This is a genomic window from Rhizobium sp. NZLR8, from assembly GCF_019685025.1.
In the GTDB taxonomy this organism is placed as follows: domain Bacteria; phylum Pseudomonadota; class Alphaproteobacteria; order Rhizobiales; family Rhizobiaceae; genus Rhizobium.
The window spans coordinates 118330-137263 of the sequence record NZ_JABDVY010000014.1 but is presented as its reverse complement, the minus strand read 5'-3'; the positions used below and the strand labels follow the sequence as shown (position 1 = coordinate 137263).

Genomic DNA, 18934 nt, shown 5'->3' with positions numbered 1-18934 from the left:
GAGGAACTCAGGGTTCCCGTGTGTTTGGATCACCGTCGGGGCTGAGAGTTTCGACTATTACACCCGGCTTGCGGCCGCCATCGCTCTTCAGGTCTTCAAACCAGCGAACCGTCGAATTCAGGACTCTGACATCTGTAATCTCGTCTTGCTCTCCAGGCACATAACAGCGAACAAGGTCGGACCAACGTTCCCAAGTCTGAACATGATCCAGCCAGTCCAGCGACGCCTCGGGAACGCGCTTTCGCAGCTCGACCAATGCATCACGCCTTAGGACACCGCCCTGCCGGATATGATCGAACAAGACTGAATAAGGTACCTGCCCTAGCGACAGGACCAAATCCAGGTACCGGACGGGAACCTCCAGCCGCCGCGCCATGTCTGCCCGACCCAGCGCCGCCGGCGACAGCCGCGGTGGTGAATAAGGCACATAGGCAGGCGCTGGAATCGATAGGGGCATGCGACCGAACACCATTGTGAAGAGGGCGAGCAATTGCATAGCTGCCGATGCCGCAGGATCGACACTGGGGGCGCGCTTCGCGGTGATGAACCGCGCCCGCAGCCTGTCGAAGCAATTCCGCTTTCTGTTCTTGTGTCTGGGGTTTTTCATGGCTGCGTCCTCCTTCTTAAATCATACGTCGCTGATGAGGGCGTCGATATCTCGGCCGGCACGATCATTTTTGGCTGTTGCTTGAGTTCTTGAATTCTTCGCGTCAGACGCTGCGCGGGTGGCTCAAAAATCGATCTCATCCACGCCGCCATTTCCAGGGCACGTCGAAGGAGATCATCGAGGTCCAGCTTTCCAAGCCGATGCAGGAACAACTGTTCCCGGCGAAGACGTCGCGCTATCGACGTGACAGACGATCGAGCCGATCCCCGACGATCTTCAGCGCCTCTGCCTGTCTGTGCTGAGCGTCCAGGATGAGCTTCAGCAGGTCCACCAGTTGGGCGATGCGATCCGGGCCATCTGGAGTGTCCAGGAGCGACAGGAGAGGCAGGAGCCGTTCGGTGTTCCTCTCCACCGACGACAGGGTTTGAGATGCGGAAATTATTTCCGTCATGACTATGGTTCTCCATGAATTTTGAGAATTCGCCGCGGCGGATGCCAACGGCACGGTAGCCTGCTGCCACGAATGTTCCAGACGACATGACAAGGATCGGCCCCTTGTCGCCGTTCTCTATCCGAAGACCCTGCCTCGCAAGCTCGTGTGCAAAGGCTTTGCCGCTTGCGGCGAATGCTTGTTTCAGTTTCGTTCTGTCGAATTTCGGTGTTGTCCGCTCCGCCCTTTTGCGGGCGATGTCCGAAAACCCTTCGACCTTACGCTGCCGACGATCCGCCCGGGTTGGCTGGATGGTTTCATGGTGTTCCTGCTCGTAGCGGCGAGCGAGGTCTTCCAGCCGGGCGTAGTCGTTCCTGCAATCGAGCACACGCAGCGTTGTCGGATCGACCTCGGCAATTGCGATGTGAAAATGTGATCTGCCTTTCTTCACATGACGCACGACAAGACGCGGGCGGTCGGCACCGATGCGGAACTCGGCATCAACAGATTGTAAGAACTCGGTCAACTGCGCGGGCGTCATCTCGCGCTCTGGTGACACAGAGAGATGGCGGACGCTGTATCGGCATCTTTTCACGCTTGCGAGCGCCTGAGCATCGTCCAGAGCATGCCGGTCGCCTGCGAGGACTTCTATTCTCTCGTTCTCATGGACTTTCCTAAGTAGATGATGAGCGAGATAGCCGATGCCGCCTTTTCGGGAGATGCGGGTGGTCTGGACTATCATGACATGATGTCCCTGAGACGGTCGCGCAAAGTGTCGATGCCCGAAAGGGTATTGGATAGGTCTGCATCGTGCCCGGCAAGCTTTCCTGAATTCGCGCGCCTAACCATCTGGTTCAGGTTGCCGCCAATTCTGCCAAGCTCCGCGAGAGTGCAGGTCAGCAAAGTGATGTGGGTTGCGTCAAATGTTCGGGCGGGCATTCGCACACCGAACGCGGCACGGCGCATCATTTCGGAAATCGAAAGACCTCGACCTTTCGCGAGTTCTTCGATTTTCGACATTTCATCAATGCTGGCACGGATACGAATGATACGGTCACGCATGCGTCTGTTTCCATTCTGCCCCGATCAGGGGATAGGGGTTCACGGGGAGTTTTCCCCTGACCAGCGCCGTGCCATGTGGGCACAAGGCATTGCTGGCTATTCCCCTTTGGCTTTCTCAGAATGGTGTGCTCGCGTGTTCACCGGCGCAAATGGCATCTTTCGAAATTCGAAGTTTTGGATGCCTCAGAACGGGCATCGCTTGCGAGGCCCCGGACAAAGATGAGCATATTGGAGAAGTCAGCATAGCGCCGTCAACGACGGGACTTCGGGAATTCGCGCGTGAGGAAATCGGGACTAAGGCTGCCGCAGGAGGTCGCCCTGTCGCGATCCGGGATCGACCGCCGCCGATTTCGAGCTCAATTTTGGAGACACCTCGAACATCGAAATGATGACTTCGAAAGTCGAACTGTTCATATCGAAATTCGAAACGATCCGTTCTGCTTTCGACCCAATATGTGGCAATCGACGCGACGATTTGTGCCGATCAGGGCACCAGAAGTGGCAAAATTTCGTCACGTACTTGTACGTGACGCTTGCAAAGCTCTCGATCTGTTCGAGTTTCGACATTATCGTTTCGAGTTTCGAGGTATTCGCCTCGAAAGTCGAATCATCTGCAGGCTGCAGAGAGAATAGCCGTCAAGGTCCGGCGCGGCGGGTGGTGCGGGTGCAGGCGCTCACGCTGTTGATTTTGCACAAGGGTCATGACGGATTGACGCCTTGGGCGAAGAACGAGCTGCACAAGGACCGTTCACCAGCACGGTTTCGTGTTCCGGTCTCGCAAGGCAAACTGCCTGAAGCTGATCTACTGGGATGGCTCCGATATTGTCCTGGCCTACAAGAGGCTCGCTGGAAGAGCACAGGTCGTGAAGGTAAACCGACCTGCAGTCAGCTGTGGATCACTTTAACAACCGGAGGACGTGTCATCTTAATTCATGTAAATCTGTCGGCATAGCAAGGTGGGTGCCATGAGCGATGCTGTCGAAGCAGTAAAACCATACCGCATTCTCAGCCTCGACGGCGGAGGAGCAAAGGGATTTTACACTCTTGGCGTTCTGGCGGAAATCGAAGGACTTATCGGTTGCAGTCTATGTGAGAAGTTCGACCTTGTTTTCGGCACCAGCACTGGCGCGATTATTGCTGCGATGATCTCACTTGGCATGTCGGTCGACGAAATACACAAACACTACAAGGCCTTTGTTCCCGAGGTAATGCGGCTGAAAAAGCCAGCCGCGAAGTCTGCCAAGCTTGCTGAACTATCAGAGGCAATCTTTAAAGATGCCAAGTTTGATGCCGTGAAGATTGCCGTGGGCATCGTGACCACCAATTGGGTCATCGAGAGGCCGATGATTTTCAAAGGAAGTGTCGAGCAGGCTCATGGAAGAAAGGGAACGTTCCTCCCTGGGTTCGGCGTCACCATCGGGGATGCGGTTCAGGCCTCGTGTTCAGCCGTCCCGTTTTTCTCCCCTAAAACCGTCACCAAGGGCAATGGTGATGAAGTCCAGCTGGTAGACGGTGGATACTGTGCCAATAACCCCACGCTTTACGCGATTGCCGATGCCACGCGGGCGCTGAACATCGCCCACAAGGATTTACGGGTTGTGAGTGTGGGGGTCGGAGTCTATCCAAGCCCGAAGCCCCCGCTCTTCAGCATAATGTATTGGGCAAAGTACCTCCAGAGCGTCATGCTCCTGCAGAAGACCCTTGAAATCAACACGCAGTCCATGGACCAGCTCCGCGTCATCATGTTCAAGGACGTGCCCACTATCCGCATCAGCGACACCTTCGAGCAACCGGAAATGGCGACCGACCTGTTCGAGCACGACCTCAAAAAGCTGAATATTCTCCGGCAGCGGGGCCGCGAGTCGTTTGCCAAGAATGAAACGCTTCTCAGGGAATTTCTCCTCTAACGGGATTTGCGAATGGCTATCAACGAGAACCAGCTCGAAACATGGTCTGCGCTTGGCAGCGTCCAGCAGTCAGCGGCGACCTACAAGACCATCAGCGGTGTCTTGAACGATATGGAATCCCCGTACTACTCGAAACTGTTCGATACGTTCCTGCAGGGGTCGTACGGCAACGACACCAATATCTATGCCGACAGCGACGTCGATACGGTCATCCGGCTCACCTCTGTTTTCTATACCAACATCAGCTCCCTTGGTGAGGCGGACAAGGCCAATTACAACCAGAAGCGCTCACCCGCCGAATATTCCCTTGGCAAGTTTAAGGAAGAGGTTTCCGGCTGGCTGACCAAGAAGTTCGGCAACGGCGTGAAGGCTGGCACCAAGGCAATCTACATCCCGGGTAGCGGCTCACGGCGGGATGCGGACGTGCTTCCCTGCGCCCAGCATCGTCACTATTGGACCTATCCGACCTACGGCGAGCCAACTTATCGGGAGGGCATCGTCTTTTGGAAGAGTGACGGCACCGAGATTGTCAATTACCCGAAACAGCATTCAGCGAACTGCACGACTAAGCACCAGAATACCGGAAGCTATTTCAAGCCGACCGTCCGCATCTTCAAGAACATCCGAAACCGGATGATTGCCGGTGGGTCACTGCAAGCGGGGATAGCTCCTTCATATTATCTCGAAGGCCTGCTTTCAAACGTGCCTAATGAGTTTTTCGGCCGCTCGTACCAGCAGACCATCACTAACTGCATCAATTATATCTCAATTGCCGACACCAAGGAATTTACCTGCGCGAACGGTGTGCACTACCTTCTTCGAGACGGCCACGACGTCTGTTGGTCACCGGCAAATTTTGCATCGTTCATGTACGCACTTAAAAACTTCTGGGGCTGACCAGCATGACTTTCATGCTGGGGTCTAGGACAGCGCCAATGAGCATCCCTACTTTGGTTATAAGGAGAATGCGGTTTCCGTGGTCGCCAGATGGGGTGCAACGCCTGAAATGATGTCGGGTCCATTCGAGAGGTTCATGTGTGTCTGACGGTGCGCAATCTTCCTCCGGGACACCATCCCGAACCTTGGACGAAGGTGTTCTATTCACCGTCGAACGGTACAGCGTGTAAGCGCCACATTGTTCCGGTCTTTGGGTCACGAATATATCCTGACCGGATGGCTTCAGCTTGCCCGTCCAGCTTCCCCTTCTGCCAAACAGCGTCTTTCAACAATGCCATTGAGCTGAAGGTCAGCAGAAATCTGGCGTCGTCATAGTCCTGCGAGTTCCCGACCATGTAGTGCAGAACATATCTATTATTTTCTCTTAGTTTTGGATCATCCATCCGGGCAATCGCGTCCAAGCGGTTGAGCTTCCAGGTGCCGTCCGCCTCGGCAATGACTCCTGCTACCTCCACGGCTATTGTATCGAGTGCCTCACCTGACGAATTCATATGCTGTTCCTCTAAATTGGGCGCATTCAAATGTTAGCGCCATTATCGAATGGTCTTGTCGGCAGAAGCGTCGGTCAAGGTTAATCTCGATATGCGGTGGCTCAGGCGAGGCCGTCTGACATGGTCGGCGACAGAGAATGATGCTCGACCCATCCCAGACAAGTTTGGCAGGGCGGATTCCGCTGTTCTCTTCGGTACTGGACCAAGGGCGACTGCGGGGGACGCTCTCCAATATCCACGCCCGCATGTTGGCCTTGCAATACCAGCGGATGTATAACCTCGAGTCGGAGAAGGAAGCCTCCAAGGACCCGGCCCCTGACGGGGCCACTTGTAGTCTATACCTGTGTTATCCATCTGTTTCAGAACGGTTTTCAGGCTGTTTTGCAACTGTGTCGAATGTTGCCTGCATCACCCGCGAAAGCGTATCCTCGTGCTCCTCCGCGACGATGAACGAATCGTGCACCGGAAGTGCCACGATGCCTTTCCGATACATCTCCACGAGAACCTGACGGCAGATTTCAGAATCGATATTCTGGAGCGACATGCCGATGCCGCTGTGGAAGTAGGATTTGATTTCTGGGTGCCGTGTCGTGATATCGAGGATAAGCCATTCTGCGGTGTCGCGATCAACGCCCAGGTTCTTTTCAATCGCGCCGCGGGCTTCCTTGAAGTCCTGAGTGTTCAGGAGGGTATTGAACGCTTTCTTGACGACATCGCGATCCCATCCGGGAATAGTGTAGGCATCTCCCTCTAGGTGCCGCCCGGCAATGCCATAGAGCAGGCGAGGATGGATTTGCTGATAGTCGAGTTCGACCGTGCGGTGTCCGTCGATGGTGAGGTGCTGCCGATGCGTCTTTCGGCACGATTGCCACCACCCGCCATAGAACCGTCCGCCGCGGTCCCATCCGCCTTTATAGACCCGGTACAGGGATGTCATTCCGGGGAACACCGAATAGCCGTCGAGGCGGATCGCATTACCGTCCCGAATGGCTGCGGGAACATCGAGGCCGATGTCGGCTTCTGCAAGGCTGCGGTTGATCTTCGCCAGCATGGCGCGATCGCGCCGCGTCCTGTCATTGTCACGGTAGTCGATCAAGCGCCCCTCGGCGTCTTTCAATCGGATGACCTCGCCGACTTCGTGGCGCAGGTCCGGCAATGCGACCTCGGCAAGCCATGGAGCGGCCCTGTAGCTCGATTGGATGCCGGTCGAGCGGCCCGCTGGCTGTAGGTCGTAGTCGACCAGAATCCCAGCGTCCAGAAGGGCATCGATCGCCGGCACGACGTTATAGTAGGTGAAATCGGGATCGCGGTAGCGCCGTGTCTCATGCCACCAGCCATTGCGGCGGGAACAGGAGACGCGAAGCTGGGGGAAATGATGCGCAGTGTGAACGGCATCGACTGCGACGGCGATCATCGCCCGCACGTTCTTCGCCGACCCCTCAAGCGGAAGGTCCAGGCACTTGGAAAACTCATACTCGTTGCAACGCCAAGATAGACGAAGGGCGCGATCGCGATCCCTGCCTTGCCACACCTCTTCTACGAGGGAGCGGGGCTTCCAAATTTGTTGACGCCGCTGGGCGAGCGCGTTCCGGGACTTGGCTGGGGTATCTCCCAGCCCGCGGGTCACCGGCTAAAGTGACGGGGCTTTACTGCAGTCTCACTGTCGGTCAACATGAACTCGCTCCTAAAAGACCGCCTGAGGGTTCCAGCCCATCGATGGCGGTTTTTTCATGCTCAGCGCGTTTTTCGCAAGGGTCAAGCGCCGATTCCAGCCTGCAACAGCGAATCGGGCATTCTGCAACACGTCTGCAGTTGCAGCATTGTTGCAGAATATGTTGACAATGTTGCGGAGGCCTTGGGAATTGCGGAAAATGCGTCGACCGATTTTGATAAATACTATCATAAGCTTGTGGCGGAAGAGGTGGGATTCGAACCCACGGTACGGTCTCCCGCACGCCGGTTTTCAAGACCGGTTCCTTAAACCACTCGGACACTCTTCCATCTGATTGAAAGGTTAAGAAATCACATTTCGTTGATTTCTTCCAACCGGCTGTTAGTGCCGGTTTGCGACCCAATCACTCGATGGCTGGGTTTTAGCAGCTTTGATCGCAGCGTCAACTTGCTCTGTAGCATATGCCGGCATTCCGCTATGGCGTGCCAGTCAGTCTGAGCGTGACCGAGCTCCAGTGTTTGTCAGCCTGCGCGGGCCGATCGCAGTTCCAGTGCAGGGGTGCTATTGGTCAACCCGATGCCGGTGAACAACTCCACCCGGTTGCGACCGTTATTTTTGGCACTGTAAAGCGCCTGATCCGCACGCTTCTGGACGTCCTGTTCCGTGAGGCCCGCTTCCCACAGCGCCACACCTGCGCTGACGGTCAGTGAGACCTGTTTTCCGTCGAAGACGAGACTCAAGGCGTTGACCGCCTCACGTATCTGCTCCGCGAGTGCGAAAGCAGAGGCCTCGGTTTCGCCGCGAAGGAAGAGGCTGAACTCCTCGCCGCCCAGCCGACCAAAGACGCTGGACTGGGGTATGCTGTCAGCAATCGTCCGAGCAACATTTACGAGAACAACATCACCTTTGTCGTGTCCGAACCGATCGTTCACACTCTTGAAAAAGTCGATATCGATAAGGACGAATGCGTCTCCGGGTCCGAGGCCTTTAGGAAGCGAATTGAAGAAATGCTGCCGGTTGGGAACGCCGGTCAGCATATCGGTATTGGCAAGTCTGGTTAGCTTCTCTTCGGCTCGTTCCTGCACGAGCACGAGCACGAATAGAGCCACTGCGAAATGACAGATGATCAGCAAAAAGAATGCGTAGCGCGGGGGAAGAGGCGCATCGTTGGGAAAGATGAAACCGACCACGACCAACGCGGAGAGAGACGTCGCTACAAAAATAGCCGCGGAAAGACCGAGCCGCGCGGTCAGACGCTCGTCGAAGAAGTCGCGGGCGATCACGAACCCTGACAAGGCAAGCAGAATGGCGGCGTTGCCGTTGAACACGGATGCTCTGAGCCCGTTGTCCAAATACCACGGCGTGATCGCGGCACTCAGCGTCAGAACGACGGGCAGGAGCAACGGCCACCAGTCTCGAAGAGAGCTATGACGCCGGCTGAGGCCGAAAAGACCCACCGCCATCAGCCCGTAACCATTGGCGCCAAGCGAAAAACTCCAGAATGTTCTGGCATCATTGGACATGTGAAGGCGCTCATCCAGACCGGCGAGCGTTGAGGCGATCGCGAGCAAGGAGAAACCGACGGCAAGTACGCCGAGCCCTGGCGTCGCTCCAGAACGCCATCTCACGTAAAAGAAGCAGATTGCCCCCACGATGAAGGAAGACTTGTGTAGAAGAAGGACTGTCGCAAGATCCATTGCCGGAACCCGATATGAGATGAGAAGCGGGGTTGGAATAGCGGCTAAAATCTACGTTTCGATGAACGCCGCGCGACAATCCAACGGAAGAAAGCGCTGTTCTTTCAGATACTGCCGGCAAGCTTTGGACGCCGGTGGGAGTTTGCGTTTGGCGCATATCTCGTTGCCGCTGCAAGCTCTGTGTGAATTGCGCCGGAGACATCAGATCTAACGTCCGTCAGATCCGAGGCCCTTTGGACCGTTGAGTTGGTTCATATCCTCGCAAAGAGATCGAACTGCCGCCATCGTCACCGCGAGTGCCGACATCAGGATTGCGATGTCGTTGTCTTGATCTGGCTGAGAAAGCGCGCGAGACCGGGCATGCAACTGCTGGCTGACCGTCTCGAGCTGCATAATGATTTCATCGTTCATGGTGATCCTCCAAAGGCATAAACCTTCAAAGCCGGTGGCGGACATTTCGTTCCCGCGCAGTTGCGGAGGGTCAATATGAGACACTGCGTGTGCATAGCGTCATATCGCCGACAGCGTCTCAATATAAAGCTTTTCGAGCGTTTTGAAGCGGCCGAATGTTTACCATATTCACCGCATCGGCACGGGAATTTCAGGCCTCTTTGCGGCAGCGGAAGGGCGGGGCGGCAAGGCTCGCGTTAGTGATTTATAAACCATAATCATTAGAATTGTCGCTATCGCTGCGAAATCGTTCGTAAATTTGCCACGAACTTAGCAAGATTAAATCCTCGTTAGGCGGGTGGGGATAAGGCGTTATTGGCCCAGTATGGGGCAAAGTTCCTTAACCATAACGATCGTTGAGCGGCGTGGGGCATATGACATTGGGATACGGGGCGGCGTCTTTCGCAACGACAGCACGGTGGCTGGCGGTATCGGCGATGTGTGCGACGGTTGCGGCGTGCGGCACGACGCAGGCGGTGCCGAAGAAGAAATCCCACGGCAAAGAATATTTCTCCGAATCCGAATATGGCGTGAAGGCGAGCCCGCGGGTCGCCACCGGCAACAATATCCCCAAGGGCGGCGGCCGCTATATCGTCGGCAACCCTTACGAGGTGAAGGGCAAGTGGTATTATCCGAAGGAAGACTTTGCCTATAGCAAAGTCGGCGTCGCTTCCTGGTATGGCTCGGCTTTTCATGGGCGCCTGACGGCGAACGGCGAAGTCTACGACCAGATGCATCTTTCCGCGGCGCATCCGACTTTCCCATTGCCGAGCTATGCGCGCGTCACCAATCTCGAAAGCGGTTCCTCCGTCATCGTGCGCGTCAACGATCGCGGCCCCTATCACGAGGGCCGCATTATCGACCTTTCGAACAAAACAGCCGACATGCTGGATCTGCAGCACAGCGGCACCGGCAAGGTGCGCGTGCAATATGTCGGTCGCGCCCGCATGGACGGACACGACATGCCCTATCTGATGGCCTCCTACGCGCCGAAGGGCAGCCGTATTCCCGGCGTCAATCCGGAAGGTCAGATCGCAACCGGCGTGATGGTCGCCTCCAACAACCGCAAGATCACCCGCGACCAGTTGCAGAGTTCGGAAGATTACGAGACGCCGGCCAACGTGCCGGTACCGATGTCGGCGACCTCCTATGCCGGCTCGACGCCGAGCGCGCGCTATAATGCGGCACCCGCTCTTGCTCCGGGTGCGCATATTCTGGTGGCGCCGCCGGCACCGTCCGTCAACAATGCCCCGCAGGCCTTCGACCAGATGGTCGTGCTGCCGGAGATTGGTCCCATGCCCTACGAACGGCCGCTTGGCTCTCTCGCGCTCGGTTACCAGAACGAGGACGTGAAGACGGTAACCGTCGATCTCGCCTTCGACGCGGTGATGGTGCGCAACGACGGGCTGACGCAGGAGTCGATCCTTGCTTCGGCCAAGCGCCAGCAGGCCAAATTCGCCGCGCGCTGAGCGCGGCAATTGCATCGGATTTCCTCTCGCTCTAACTTCCTCACGACACGCCGCTCGATCGATGGAAACTGTTGATGCTGAAGCCTGTGCTTTGCCTGTTAGAGCGGTTCAGCTTCCCATCGAAGCGCCGAACCGCTCTAACCTTTTCGCTACGCACTTTTGCTGGAATTGCTCTGGCATGCCTTATGCCGTTCATCACCGGGGCGCTTGCGGCCGATAGCGGTGCTGCCGGTTTCGTCACCAAGGCGACGCAGGCCTATATGATCGAGGCCGCCACCGGCACGGTGCTTCTCGCCAAAAACGAAGACCAGGGCTTTTCGCCGGCTTCGCTCGCCAAGCTGATGACGATGGATCTCGTCTTCGAGGCGGTGACAAAGGGCCAGATCACGTTCGATACCGAATATCCGGTTTCCGAGTATGCCTGGAGAACCGGTGGCGCTCCGTCGAGGACGGCAACGATGTTTGCCAGCCTTAAATCGCGCGTGCGCGTCGAGGATCTGATCAAGGGCATCGCCATCCAGGGCGCCAATGACAGCTGCATCATCCTCGCCGAAGGCATGGCTGGAAGCGAGCAGCAATTTGCCGTGTCGATGACGCGGCGCGCCCGTGAGCTTGGCATGGAGAAGGCCGAGTTCGGCAATTCCACCGGCCTTCCCGATGGAAAGAGCAAGGTGACGGCGCGCGAGATGGTCACGCTGGCCACGGCCCTGCAGCAATCCTATCCGAAGCTCTATCCCTATTTCGCGCAGCCGGATTTCGAGTGGAACAAGATCTTCCAGCGCAACCGCAATCCACTGCTCGGGCTCGATCTCGGCGCCGACGGGCTGGCCACCGGCTTTACCGAGGGGGAGGGTTACTCGATCGTCGCGTCGGTTGAGCGCGACGGCAGGCGGCTGTTTCTGGCGCTTGCCGGAATCGCTTCCGACAAGGAGCGGACGGAGGAGGCCAAGCGGGTGCTCGAATGGGGGCTGACCGCCTTCGAGAGCCGGCAGATCTTCGCCGACAAGGAAGTGATTGGAGCCGCCAGCGTCTATGGCGGCACGGCGCGCACCGTCGATCTCATCGCCAAGGCGCCGGTCAGCGTCTACATTCCGATCAGCAATCCCGACAGGCTGTCGGCACGCATCGTCTATCGTTGGCCGCTGACGGCGCCGGTGACGGCGAATACCCAGGCAGGCACGCTCAGGATTCTCGCGGGCAGCCGGCTGCTCAGGGAAGTGCCGCTCTACACCATGCAGGCGGTCGGTGAGGGTTCGCTCAGCAGCCGGGCGGTTGATGCCATGCTGGAACTCGGCGAATCGCTGTTTTTCTCCTGGCTCTGGGACAAGTCCGCGCCCGGCTGAACGCCTGGGCTTGAACACCCGGCATTCTGATACAATTTGCCGGGAAAGGTGAATATGTCGCCGCGGCGAAAGGTTTTCCTCCCTGATATCTTCGGATAGATAGAAGAGATGGAGCGCGCGCGGCGCCCGGAATGCGGGAAGTTGTCATTGTCATCCGGTACGGGATTATTCGTTACGTTTGAAGGCGGGGAAGGCGCTGGGAAATCCACGCAGATCCGCCGCCTCGCCGAGGCACTGAAGGGCGAAGGTCGCGACGTGCTGATGACGCGCGAACCCGGCGGATCGCCGGGTGCCGAGGCCGTACGCCACGTGCTGCTGTCAGGGGCTGCCGAAGCCTTCGGCACGCGGATGGAGGCGATCCTGTTTGCAGCGGCGCGAAACGACCATGTCGAAGAGGTGATCCGGCCCGCACTTGCCACCGGCAAGATCGTGCTCTGCGACCGCTTTATTGACTCCTCCCGCGTCTACCAGGGCATCACCGGCAATCTCGAGCCCGATTTCATCGAAACCCTGCAGCGCATCGCCATCAACGGCGTGATACCGGATTGCACAGTGATCCTCGATATCCCCGCCAAAATCGGGCTGGAGCGGGCGCAGAAGCGCGCCGCCGCCGACGCTCCCGACCGCTTCGAGAAAGAGCGCCTCGAAACGCACGAGAAACGGCGCGAAGCCTTTCTCGATATCGCCGCCCGCGAGCCGGAGCGCTGTCACGTGATCAACGCCATGCAGGGCGAAGAGGCGATCGCCGCCGAGATTCTGGCGATCGTCCGGCAGCTCATGTCGCCTGCGGACCGTGCCCGAACGCCGGAAGCCGCCCATCATGAGTGAAGCCCGTTATGAGTGAAGCCCGTTATGAGTGAAGACCGGCCCGGACTGCTCGACGGCGCCATTTGGCCGGGGGAAAATACCAGGCTGTTCGGCCATGAGGAGGCGGAAGCCTTCCTTGCGCAATCCTATCGGTCCGGCAAGGGCCACCACGCCATCCTGATCGAGGGGCCGGAAGGCATCGGCAAGGCGACGCTCGCCTTCCGCTTCGCCAATCACGTGCTCTCGCATCCCGATCCCGAGAGGGCGCCGGAGACGATCGGCGATCCGGATCCAGCCTCTCCCGTCAGCCGGCAGATCGCCTCCGGCGCCTCGCATAATCTCTTGCATCTTGCCCGGCCGGTGGACGAAAAGACCGGCAAGGTGAAGTCGTCGATCACCGTCGACGAAGTGCGCCGCGCCGGCAAATTCTTCTCGCAGACATCAGGCACCGGCAACTGGCGGATCGTCATCATCGATCCGGCGGACGACATGAACCGCAATGCGGCCAACGCCATCCTGAAGATCCTGGAGGAACCGCCGAAGCGGGCGCTGTTTCTGGTGCTCTCGCATGCGCCTGGACGATTGCTGCCGACGATCCGCTCGCGCTGCCTGCCGCTGAAACTGGCGCCACTGGCCGACGATGCGCTCATGGCGGCGCTTGCCCATCTCGGCATGTCAGGCGAGGGTGGGGCGGTGCTTTCGGCCGCCAAGGGCAGCGTCGGCGAGGCGCTGAAACTGTTGAATTACGGCGGCGGCGAGATTATCGCCGCCTACGACGAGATGCTGGCGGCCGAAGGAGCGACGGCCCGCAAGGCCATGCATCGGCTGGCCGACGCGCTTTCGGGCAGGGAAAGTGACACGATCTTCGATTTCTTCGTCAGCCATGTCGGCGACGACATCATGAACCGGGCGCGCGTAGCGGCAGGCGAGGGACAGATCGCAGCTGCGGAACGGCTGGCGCGGCTCTATTCCGAGATCACCGAGCGGCTCACCATTTCGGATGCCTACAACCTCGACCGCAAACAGACGATCATCAGCATTCTCGCCGACATCAAGCAGCCGGGCCGCTAACCTTGGGATGCCGATGCTCCGGTCAGCCGGTCAACAGCTTCCAGGCGACGACGGCGAGTGTCAAGGCAAGGACGATGCGGATGGTGCGTTCGTGCAACTTCGGCGCCAGCAAGCTGCCGATGATGATGCCGGGGATAGAGCCGATGAGCAGGGCAAACAGCATCGGCCAGTCGATTTCGCCGATCAACCAATAGCCCGTGCCGCCGATCAGGGTCAGCGGAACCGCATGGACGATATCGGACCCGACGATCTCGCGCACGTCAAGCCTGGGATAAAGGACCAGCAGGATCGTCACACCCAGCGCGCCGGCACCGACGGAAGTCAGGGTGACGAGGACGCCGAGAAAGAACCCGAGAACGACGGTGAGGGCAAGGATTGTTCGCGGCTGCGGCGGCGTGCGATCGCCGAAGGCGCGCCGCGCCAGTTCAAGTATCTGGGCTCGGAAGATCAGCATGATCGCGGTCATGACAAGAAGCCAGCCAAGTGCCGAGGTGATCGTGTTGGTGACGCCGATACTTTTGCGGTCGACGCCTGCCAGCAGCCAGAGCATCAGCAAGGCGGCCGGCACGCTGCCGATCGCGAGGCTGCCGACGATCTTCCAGTTGACGCGCCCGTGCATGCCGTGAACGGCGGTGCCGGCGGTCTTGGTGATCGCCGCATAGAGAAGATCGGTGCCGACGGCGGTTGCGGGATGGACGCCGAAGAGCAGCACCAGCAACGGTGTCATCAGCGAACCGCCACCAACGCCGGTGATGCCGACGAGTGCGCCGACAAACAGGCCCGAAAGTGAATAGAGAGGTTCGAATGTCAATCAAGCGCCTCCGACGGCGCGCAGCCACGACAAACCGGATAGATGAAAACTGGCACTTCGTTCTGTCCCGCCCTCTTTTCCATGACGGGTAGATTGCGGCAGAAGCTGAGTCAAGTTCACCACGCCAACGTCCCCGAAATCATTGGCGGCGGTAAAACTTGATGTTTCGCTTGACGGTGACATGCGCTAAGAGCGGCTGACCATTTTTATAGACTTAGCCGGACATTGGCCGCCATGACAGACAAGACACCCTTCTACATCACCACCGCGATTTCCTACCCCAATGGCAAGCCGCATATCGGCCATGCCTATGAGCTGATCGCGACGGATGCGATGGCGCGCTACCAGCGCCTTGACGGTAAGGACGTGTTCTTCCTGACCGGCACCGACGAACACGGGCAGAAGATGCAGCAGACGGCGCGCGCAGAAGGGATCACCGCGCAGGCGCTCGCCGATCGCAATTCGGGCGAATTCCAGGCAATGGCCACGCTGCTCAATGCCTCGAACGATGACTTCATCCGCACCACGCAGGAGCGTCATCACGAGACATCGCGCAACATCTGGAACCTGATGGCCGACAATGGCGACATCTACAAGGACAGCTATGCCGGCTGGTATTCGGTGCGCGACGAGGCCTATTACCAGGAAAACGAGACGGAGCTGCGCGCCGACGGCGTGCGTTACGGGCCGCAGGGCACGCCGGTCGAGTGGGTGGAAGAGGCAAGTTATTTCTTCAAGCTCTCCGAATATCAGCAGAAGCTGCTTGCCCACTACGAGGCAAATCCCGACTTCATCGGCCCGGCCGAGCGCCGCAACGAGGTGATCTCCTTCGTCAAGTCTGGCCTCAAGGACCTCTCAGTTTCGCGCACGACCTTCGACTGGGGCATCAAGGTGCCGAACGATCCCGCCCATGTCATGTATGTCTGGGTCGACGCGCTGACCAACTACATCACCGCGACCGGCTATATCGAGGACAAGAACGGTCCGTTGGCAAAATACTGGCCGGCCGACGTGCACATTATCGGCAAGGACATCATCCGCTTCCACGCGGTCTACTGGCCGGCCTTCCTGATGTCGGCGAAATTGCCGCTGCCGAAGCGGGTCTTTGCCCATGGCTTCCTGCTCAACAAGGGTGAGAAGATGTCGAAGTCGCTCGGCAACGTCGTCGATCCCGTCAATCTGGTGAACCGTTTCGGCCTCGACCCGGTGCGCTACTTCTTCCTGCGCGAAGTGTCCTTCGGCCAGGACGGCAGTTATAGCGAAGAGGCGATCGGCATCCGCATCAATTCGGACCTCGCCAACGGCATCGGCAATCTCGCCAGCCGCTCGCTGTCGATGATCGTCAAGAACTGCGACGGCAAGATCCCCGAATGCGGGCCGCTGACCGACGAGGACAAGGCAATGCTGGCGCAGGCCGACGCGCTGCATGCCTCGACACGCGACGACATGGGCAAGCAGCAGATCCACCGGGCGCTCGCCTCGATCATTTCGGTCGTTTCCGAAACCGACCGTTATTTCGCCGGGCAGGCGCCGTGGGCGCTGAAGAAGACCGATCCCGAGCGTATGGGCACGGTGCTCTATGTCACAGCCGAAGTCGTACGCCAGATCGCCATCCTGCTACAGCCATTCATGCCTGATTCATCAGGCAAGTTGCTCGATCTCGTCGCGGCATCGGAAGACAAGCGCGACTTCGCTGCTCTCGGGCAAGCCGGCCGTCTCGTTGCCGGAACGCCGCTCGAAGCGCCGACGCCGGTCTTCCCGCGCTACGTGGCTCCGGAGGCTTGAGGCCGTGCTGATCGATACGCATTGCCACCTTGATTTCGCCGACTTCGAGGCGGAGCGTGACGAAATCGTTGCGCGCGCCCACCAGGCCGGTGTTAAGCAGATGGTGACGATCTCGACGCGGGTGCGCAAGCTCGACGGGCTGCTGGCAATCACCGAAAAATATCCATCGGTGTTCTGCTCGGTCGGTACGCATCCGAACAATGCCGACGAAGAGCTGGATATCCAGACGGAAGAGCTGGTGCGGCTTGCCAATGCCCATGAGAAGGTGGTGGCGATCGGCGAGGCCGGTCTCGACTATTTCTACGACACGCAGAACCCCGAGGACCAGCAGACCGGCTTCCTGCGCCATATCGCGGCGGCGCGCGAGACGCAGCTGCCGCTCGTCATCCACAGCCGCAGCGCCGATAAGGACATGGCAGCGATCCTGACCGAGGAAACGGGGAAGGGGGCGTTCCCCTTCATCCTGCACTGCTTCTCGGCAGGCCCGGAACTGGCACGGACCGGCGTCGAACTCGGCGGCTATGTTTCCTTTTCCGGCATCCTGACCTTCCCGAAGTCGGAAGAGCTGCGCGCGATCGCCAAGACAATCCCGCAGGATCGGCTGCTGGTGGAAACCGACGCGCCGTATCTGGCGCCGAAGCGCTGGCGGGGCAAGCGCAACGAACCGTCCTATGTCGTCAACACCGCCGAGGTGCTCGCCGAGACGATCGGCCTTTCCTACGCAGAGGTCGCACGGATCACAACGGAGAACGCTTTGCGCCTGTTTACGAAGATGCCGAGGGTCTAGCGCGTGCTCTACCGGCGGCGCTTCACCATTCTCGGCTGTTCGTCGTCACCCGGCGTGCCACGTATTACCGGCGACTGGGGCGCCTGCAATCCCGACAATCCGAAGAACCGGCGCACGCGCGCCGCCTTCATGGTGCAGCAATTTGCGCCGGATGGCGGTGTCACCACCGTCGTCGTCGACACCGGACCGGATTTTCGCGAGCAGATGATCAGGGCGGGGGCCGACCATGTCGATGCCGTGCTCTACAGCCATCCACATGCAGACCATATTCATGGCATCGACGATCTGCGGGGCTATTTTCACAACACCCGCCGCCGGGTGCCGATCTTTGCAGACCAATATACGATGGACAGGCTGCGGGAGGCCTTCGGCTATTGCCTGGAAACGCCGCCGGGCAGCAATTATCCGCCGATCGTGCTGCCCATTGTCATCGAAAACCTCGACGAACCCGTCGAAATCCGCGGCCCCGGCGGCAAGATACAGTTTCATCCGCATATCCAGCAGCACGGCGATATTCATTCGCTCGGTTTCCGTATCGGCGATGTGGCTTATTGCAGCGATATCAGCGATTTTCCGCCGCAGACCGTCGACAAGCTTCACAATCTCGATGTGCTGATCATCGACGCACTGCAGTATACCTACCATCCGAGCCACCTGTCGCTGGAACAGTCGCTCGACTGGATCGGCCGGCTGAAGCCGAAACGGGCGATCCTCACGCATATGCACACGCCGCTCGACTACGACACGGTGATGGCTGAAACGCCAGACCACGTGGTGCCGGCCTATGACCAGATGAGTTTCGAAATCGAAGTGAGGATCGGGGCTTGAGCCCCGCCTCCAGAGCACGCTGCCGGGACTGAACACCTCGAACAGAATTCAGATTTCAGGCCGGTCCGGCCTAAAATCATTCTGCTCCAGGGCCACTATACGTAGGGCATAACCTCGACGGCGCCGCGATAAATCATGTCGAGCGAAACGTAGAGAATGATAAGCAAGCCGACATAGGCGATCCAGCGGTGATTGTTGAGCAACCGGGCGATCAGGTTGGCAGCGATGCCCATCAACGCGATCGACAGGGCAAGACCGATGACCAGCACGCTCGGGTGTTCGCGCGCGGCACCGGCAACGGCGAGCACGTTGTCGAGCGACATCGAGACGTCGGCGATGACGATCTGGGTCGCCGCCTGAAAGAAGGTCTTTCTCGGCGCGCCTTCGGCACTCGCCGCATCGTGATTGTCGCCATGGCCGGCACGAATCTCGCGCCACATCTTCCAGCAGACCCACAGGAGCAGCAGGCCGCCGGCAAGCAGCAGGCCCACAACCGCCAGCAAATAGACCGCGACGCTGGCAAAGAGAATACGCAGGACGGTCGCTGCCAGAATGCCGACGATGATCGCCTTGCGGCGTTGCGTGGCCTCGAGGCCGGCAGCGGCAAGACCGATAACCACGGCGTTGTCGCCGGCGAGAACGAGGTCGATAGCAATGACCTGCAGCAAAGCCGTGAGACCGGCTGCCGTAAAGATGTCCATATGAATTATCCCCGATGCGTCAAGAGCCGTGCTAGCGTCTCGAAGGTTTGACGTCAACC

19 protein-coding genes and 1 tRNA gene are annotated in these 18934 nt (G+C 58.7%); 10 read left to right on the top strand and 10 right to left on the bottom strand.

The features are described 5' to 3' along the window. Window positions 1-7 precede the first annotated feature (7 nt). Genes HJB89_RS26015 through HJB89_RS26005 form a run of 3 tightly spaced genes read right to left on the bottom strand, consistent with a single transcriptional unit; the run spans window position 8 to window position 2099 of the window. Window positions 8-607 carry a hypothetical protein gene (locus HJB89_RS26015; protein WP_221150746.1) on the bottom strand — a complete coding sequence of 200 codons (600 nt, stop codon included), beginning with the start codon at window positions 605-607 and terminating at the stop codon, window positions 8-10. Continuing rightward, window positions 604-1779 carry a relaxase/mobilization nuclease domain-containing protein gene (locus HJB89_RS26010; RefSeq protein WP_221150745.1) on the bottom strand — a complete coding sequence of 392 codons (1176 nt, stop codon included), beginning with the start codon at window positions 1777-1779 and terminating at the stop codon, window positions 604-606. The genes HJB89_RS26015 and HJB89_RS26010 overlap by 4 nt, the downstream gene beginning before the upstream one ends. Then, window positions 1776-2099 (bottom strand): plasmid mobilization protein, encoded by a 324-nt coding sequence (locus HJB89_RS26005; protein ID WP_221150744.1) that lies wholly within the window; start codon window positions 2097-2099, stop codon window positions 1776-1778. Before HJB89_RS26005 ends, HJB89_RS26010 begins: the two co-directional genes overlap by 4 nt. A gap of 764 nt (window positions 2100-2863) precedes the next feature. Here HJB89_RS26005 and tnpB point away from each other — a divergent pair. The 3 genes from tnpB to HJB89_RS25990 are packed head-to-tail and all read left to right on the top strand — an operon-like array spanning window position 2864 to window position 4903. Then, window positions 2864-3004, top strand: a complete 141-nt coding sequence (tnpB, locus tag HJB89_RS33845) for an IS66 family insertion sequence element accessory protein TnpB (protein WP_221150743.1) — start codon at window positions 2864-2866, stop codon at window positions 3002-3004. A gap of 60 nt (window positions 3005-3064) precedes the next feature. Further along, window positions 3065-4006: a patatin-like phospholipase family protein gene (locus HJB89_RS25995; RefSeq protein ID WP_221150742.1), complete on the top strand. Its 942-nt coding sequence runs from the start codon at window positions 3065-3067 to the stop codon at window positions 4004-4006. 12 nt (window positions 4007-4018) lie between these two features. Then, window positions 4019-4903, top strand: coding sequence for a nucleotidyltransferase (locus tag HJB89_RS25990; protein ID WP_221150741.1), 885 nt, complete (start codon window positions 4019-4021; stop codon window positions 4901-4903). A 200-nt stretch (window positions 4904-5103) separates the two neighbouring features. On the opposite strand, the gene HJB89_RS25985 is transcribed toward HJB89_RS25990, so the two are convergent. The 5 genes from HJB89_RS25985 to HJB89_RS25965 form a co-directional block, all read right to left on the bottom strand. Next, window positions 5104-5454, bottom strand: a complete 351-nt coding sequence (locus tag HJB89_RS25985) for a hypothetical protein (protein ID WP_221150740.1) — start codon at window positions 5452-5454, stop codon at window positions 5104-5106. A 346-nt stretch (window positions 5455-5800) separates the two neighbouring features. Then, entirely contained in the window at window positions 5801-6868 is a 1068-nt protein-coding gene (locus tag HJB89_RS25980; protein WP_221150739.1) for a hypothetical protein, read from the bottom strand. A gap of 496 nt (window positions 6869-7364) precedes the next feature. After that, window positions 7365-7454, bottom strand: a tRNA-Ser gene (locus HJB89_RS25975). A 193-nt stretch (window positions 7455-7647) separates the two neighbouring features. Beyond that, window positions 7648-8823 (bottom strand): GGDEF domain-containing protein, encoded by a 1176-nt coding sequence (locus HJB89_RS25970; RefSeq protein ID WP_221116003.1) that lies wholly within the window; start codon window positions 8821-8823, stop codon window positions 7648-7650. Window positions 8824-9030: 207 nt separating this feature from the next. Continuing rightward, window positions 9031-9234, bottom strand: coding sequence for a hypothetical protein (locus HJB89_RS25965; RefSeq protein ID WP_207580518.1), 204 nt, complete (start codon window positions 9232-9234; stop codon window positions 9031-9033). A 413-nt stretch (window positions 9235-9647) separates the two neighbouring features. On the opposite strand from HJB89_RS25965, the gene HJB89_RS25960 reads away from it, so the two are divergent. The 4 genes from HJB89_RS25960 to HJB89_RS25945 all read left to right on the top strand — a co-directional run bounded on the left by HJB89_RS25960 (window position 9648) and on the right by HJB89_RS25945 (window position 13963). Next, a complete protein-coding gene (locus HJB89_RS25960) occupies window positions 9648-10742 on the top strand; it encodes a septal ring lytic transglycosylase RlpA family protein (protein ID WP_221116002.1) in 1095 nt (364 codons plus the stop codon). 185 nt (window positions 10743-10927) lie between these two features. Then, the gene (locus HJB89_RS25955) at window positions 10928-12085 is read left to right on the top strand and encodes a D-alanyl-D-alanine carboxypeptidase family protein (protein ID WP_221116001.1); all 1158 of its coding nucleotides are present in this window, start codon (window positions 10928-10930) and stop codon (window positions 12083-12085) included. Between the two features lie 147 nt (window positions 12086-12232). After that, window positions 12233-12913, top strand: coding sequence for a dTMP kinase (tmk, locus tag HJB89_RS25950; RefSeq protein WP_207580515.1), 681 nt, complete (start codon window positions 12233-12235; stop codon window positions 12911-12913). Window positions 12914-12937: 24 nt separating this feature from the next. Next, window positions 12938-13963: a DNA polymerase III subunit delta' gene (locus HJB89_RS25945; protein ID WP_207580514.1), complete on the top strand. Its 1026-nt coding sequence runs from the start codon at window positions 12938-12940 to the stop codon at window positions 13961-13963. 22 nt (window positions 13964-13985) lie between these two features. Here the strand turns inward: HJB89_RS25945 and HJB89_RS25940 are convergent, their stop codons facing one another. Then, a complete protein-coding gene (locus HJB89_RS25940; RefSeq protein ID WP_207580513.1) occupies window positions 13986-14774 on the bottom strand; it encodes a sulfite exporter TauE/SafE family protein in 789 nt (262 codons plus the stop codon). Window positions 14775-15008: 234 nt separating this feature from the next. Here HJB89_RS25940 and metG point away from each other — a divergent pair, with 234 nt between their 5' ends. From metG to HJB89_RS25925, 3 genes are read left to right on the top strand one after another with little or no spacing between them, the layout of a single operon-like run. Continuing rightward, the gene (gene metG / locus HJB89_RS25935; protein WP_221150738.1) at window positions 15009-16559 is read left to right on the top strand and encodes a methionine--tRNA ligase; all 1551 of its coding nucleotides are present in this window, start codon (window positions 15009-15011) and stop codon (window positions 16557-16559) included. Between the two features lie 4 nt (window positions 16560-16563). Continuing rightward, window positions 16564-17346 carry a TatD family hydrolase gene (locus HJB89_RS25930; RefSeq protein ID WP_221150737.1) on the top strand — a complete coding sequence of 261 codons (783 nt, stop codon included), beginning with the start codon at window positions 16564-16566 and terminating at the stop codon, window positions 17344-17346. Window positions 17347-17349: 3 nt separating this feature from the next. Then, the gene (locus HJB89_RS25925; RefSeq protein WP_221115997.1) at window positions 17350-18174 is read left to right on the top strand and encodes an MBL fold metallo-hydrolase; all 825 of its coding nucleotides are present in this window, start codon (window positions 17350-17352) and stop codon (window positions 18172-18174) included. A 95-nt stretch (window positions 18175-18269) separates the two neighbouring features. On the opposite strand, the gene HJB89_RS25920 is transcribed toward HJB89_RS25925, so the two are convergent. Further along, window positions 18270-18875: a TerC family protein gene (locus HJB89_RS25920; protein WP_207580509.1), complete on the bottom strand. Its 606-nt coding sequence runs from the start codon at window positions 18873-18875 to the stop codon at window positions 18270-18272. Window positions 18876-18934 lie beyond the last annotated feature (59 nt).

Bases quoted from the DNA above. Each gene is read 5' to 3' on its own strand.
- HJB89_RS25960 (WP_221116002.1), top strand. From the start codon at position 9,648: ATGACATTGGGATACGGGGCGGCGTCTTTCGCAACGACAGCACGGTGG.
- HJB89_RS25955 (WP_221116001.1), top strand. From the start codon at position 10,928: ATGCCGTTCATCACCGGGGCGCTTGCGGCCGATAGCGGTGCTGCCGGT.
- HJB89_RS25945 (WP_207580514.1), top strand. From the start codon at position 12,938: ATGAGTGAAGACCGGCCCGGACTGCTCGACGGCGCCATTTGGCCGGGG.
- HJB89_RS25920 (WP_207580509.1), bottom strand. From the start codon at position 18,875: ATGGACATCTTTACGGCAGCCGGTCTCACGGCTTTGCTGCAGGTCATT.
- HJB89_RS25995 (WP_221150742.1), top strand. From the start codon at position 3,065: ATGAGCGATGCTGTCGAAGCAGTAAAACCATACCGCATTCTCAGCCTC.
- HJB89_RS25990 (WP_221150741.1), top strand. From the start codon at position 4,019: ATGGCTATCAACGAGAACCAGCTCGAAACATGGTCTGCGCTTGGCAGC.
- HJB89_RS25965 (WP_207580518.1), bottom strand. From the start codon at position 9,234: ATGAACGATGAAATCATTATGCAGCTCGAGACGGTCAGCCAGCAGTTG.
- HJB89_RS25985 (WP_221150740.1), bottom strand. From the start codon at position 5,454: ATGAATTCGTCAGGTGAGGCACTCGATACAATAGCCGTGGAGGTAGCA.
- HJB89_RS25980 (WP_221150739.1), bottom strand. From the start codon at position 6,868: ATGATCGCCGTCGCAGTCGATGCCGTTCACACTGCGCATCATTTCCCC.
- HJB89_RS26015 (WP_221150746.1), bottom strand. From the start codon at position 607: ATGAAAAACCCCAGACACAAGAACAGAAAGCGGAATTGCTTCGACAGG.
- HJB89_RS26010 (WP_221150745.1), bottom strand. From the start codon at position 1,779: ATGATAGTCCAGACCACCCGCATCTCCCGAAAAGGCGGCATCGGCTAT.
- HJB89_RS25970 (WP_221116003.1), bottom strand. From the start codon at position 8,823: ATGGATCTTGCGACAGTCCTTCTTCTACACAAGTCTTCCTTCATCGTG.
- metG (WP_221150738.1), top strand. From the start codon at position 15,009: ATGACAGACAAGACACCCTTCTACATCACCACCGCGATTTCCTACCCC.
- HJB89_RS26005 (WP_221150744.1), bottom strand. From the start codon at position 2,099: ATGCGTGACCGTATCATTCGTATCCGTGCCAGCATTGATGAAATGTCG.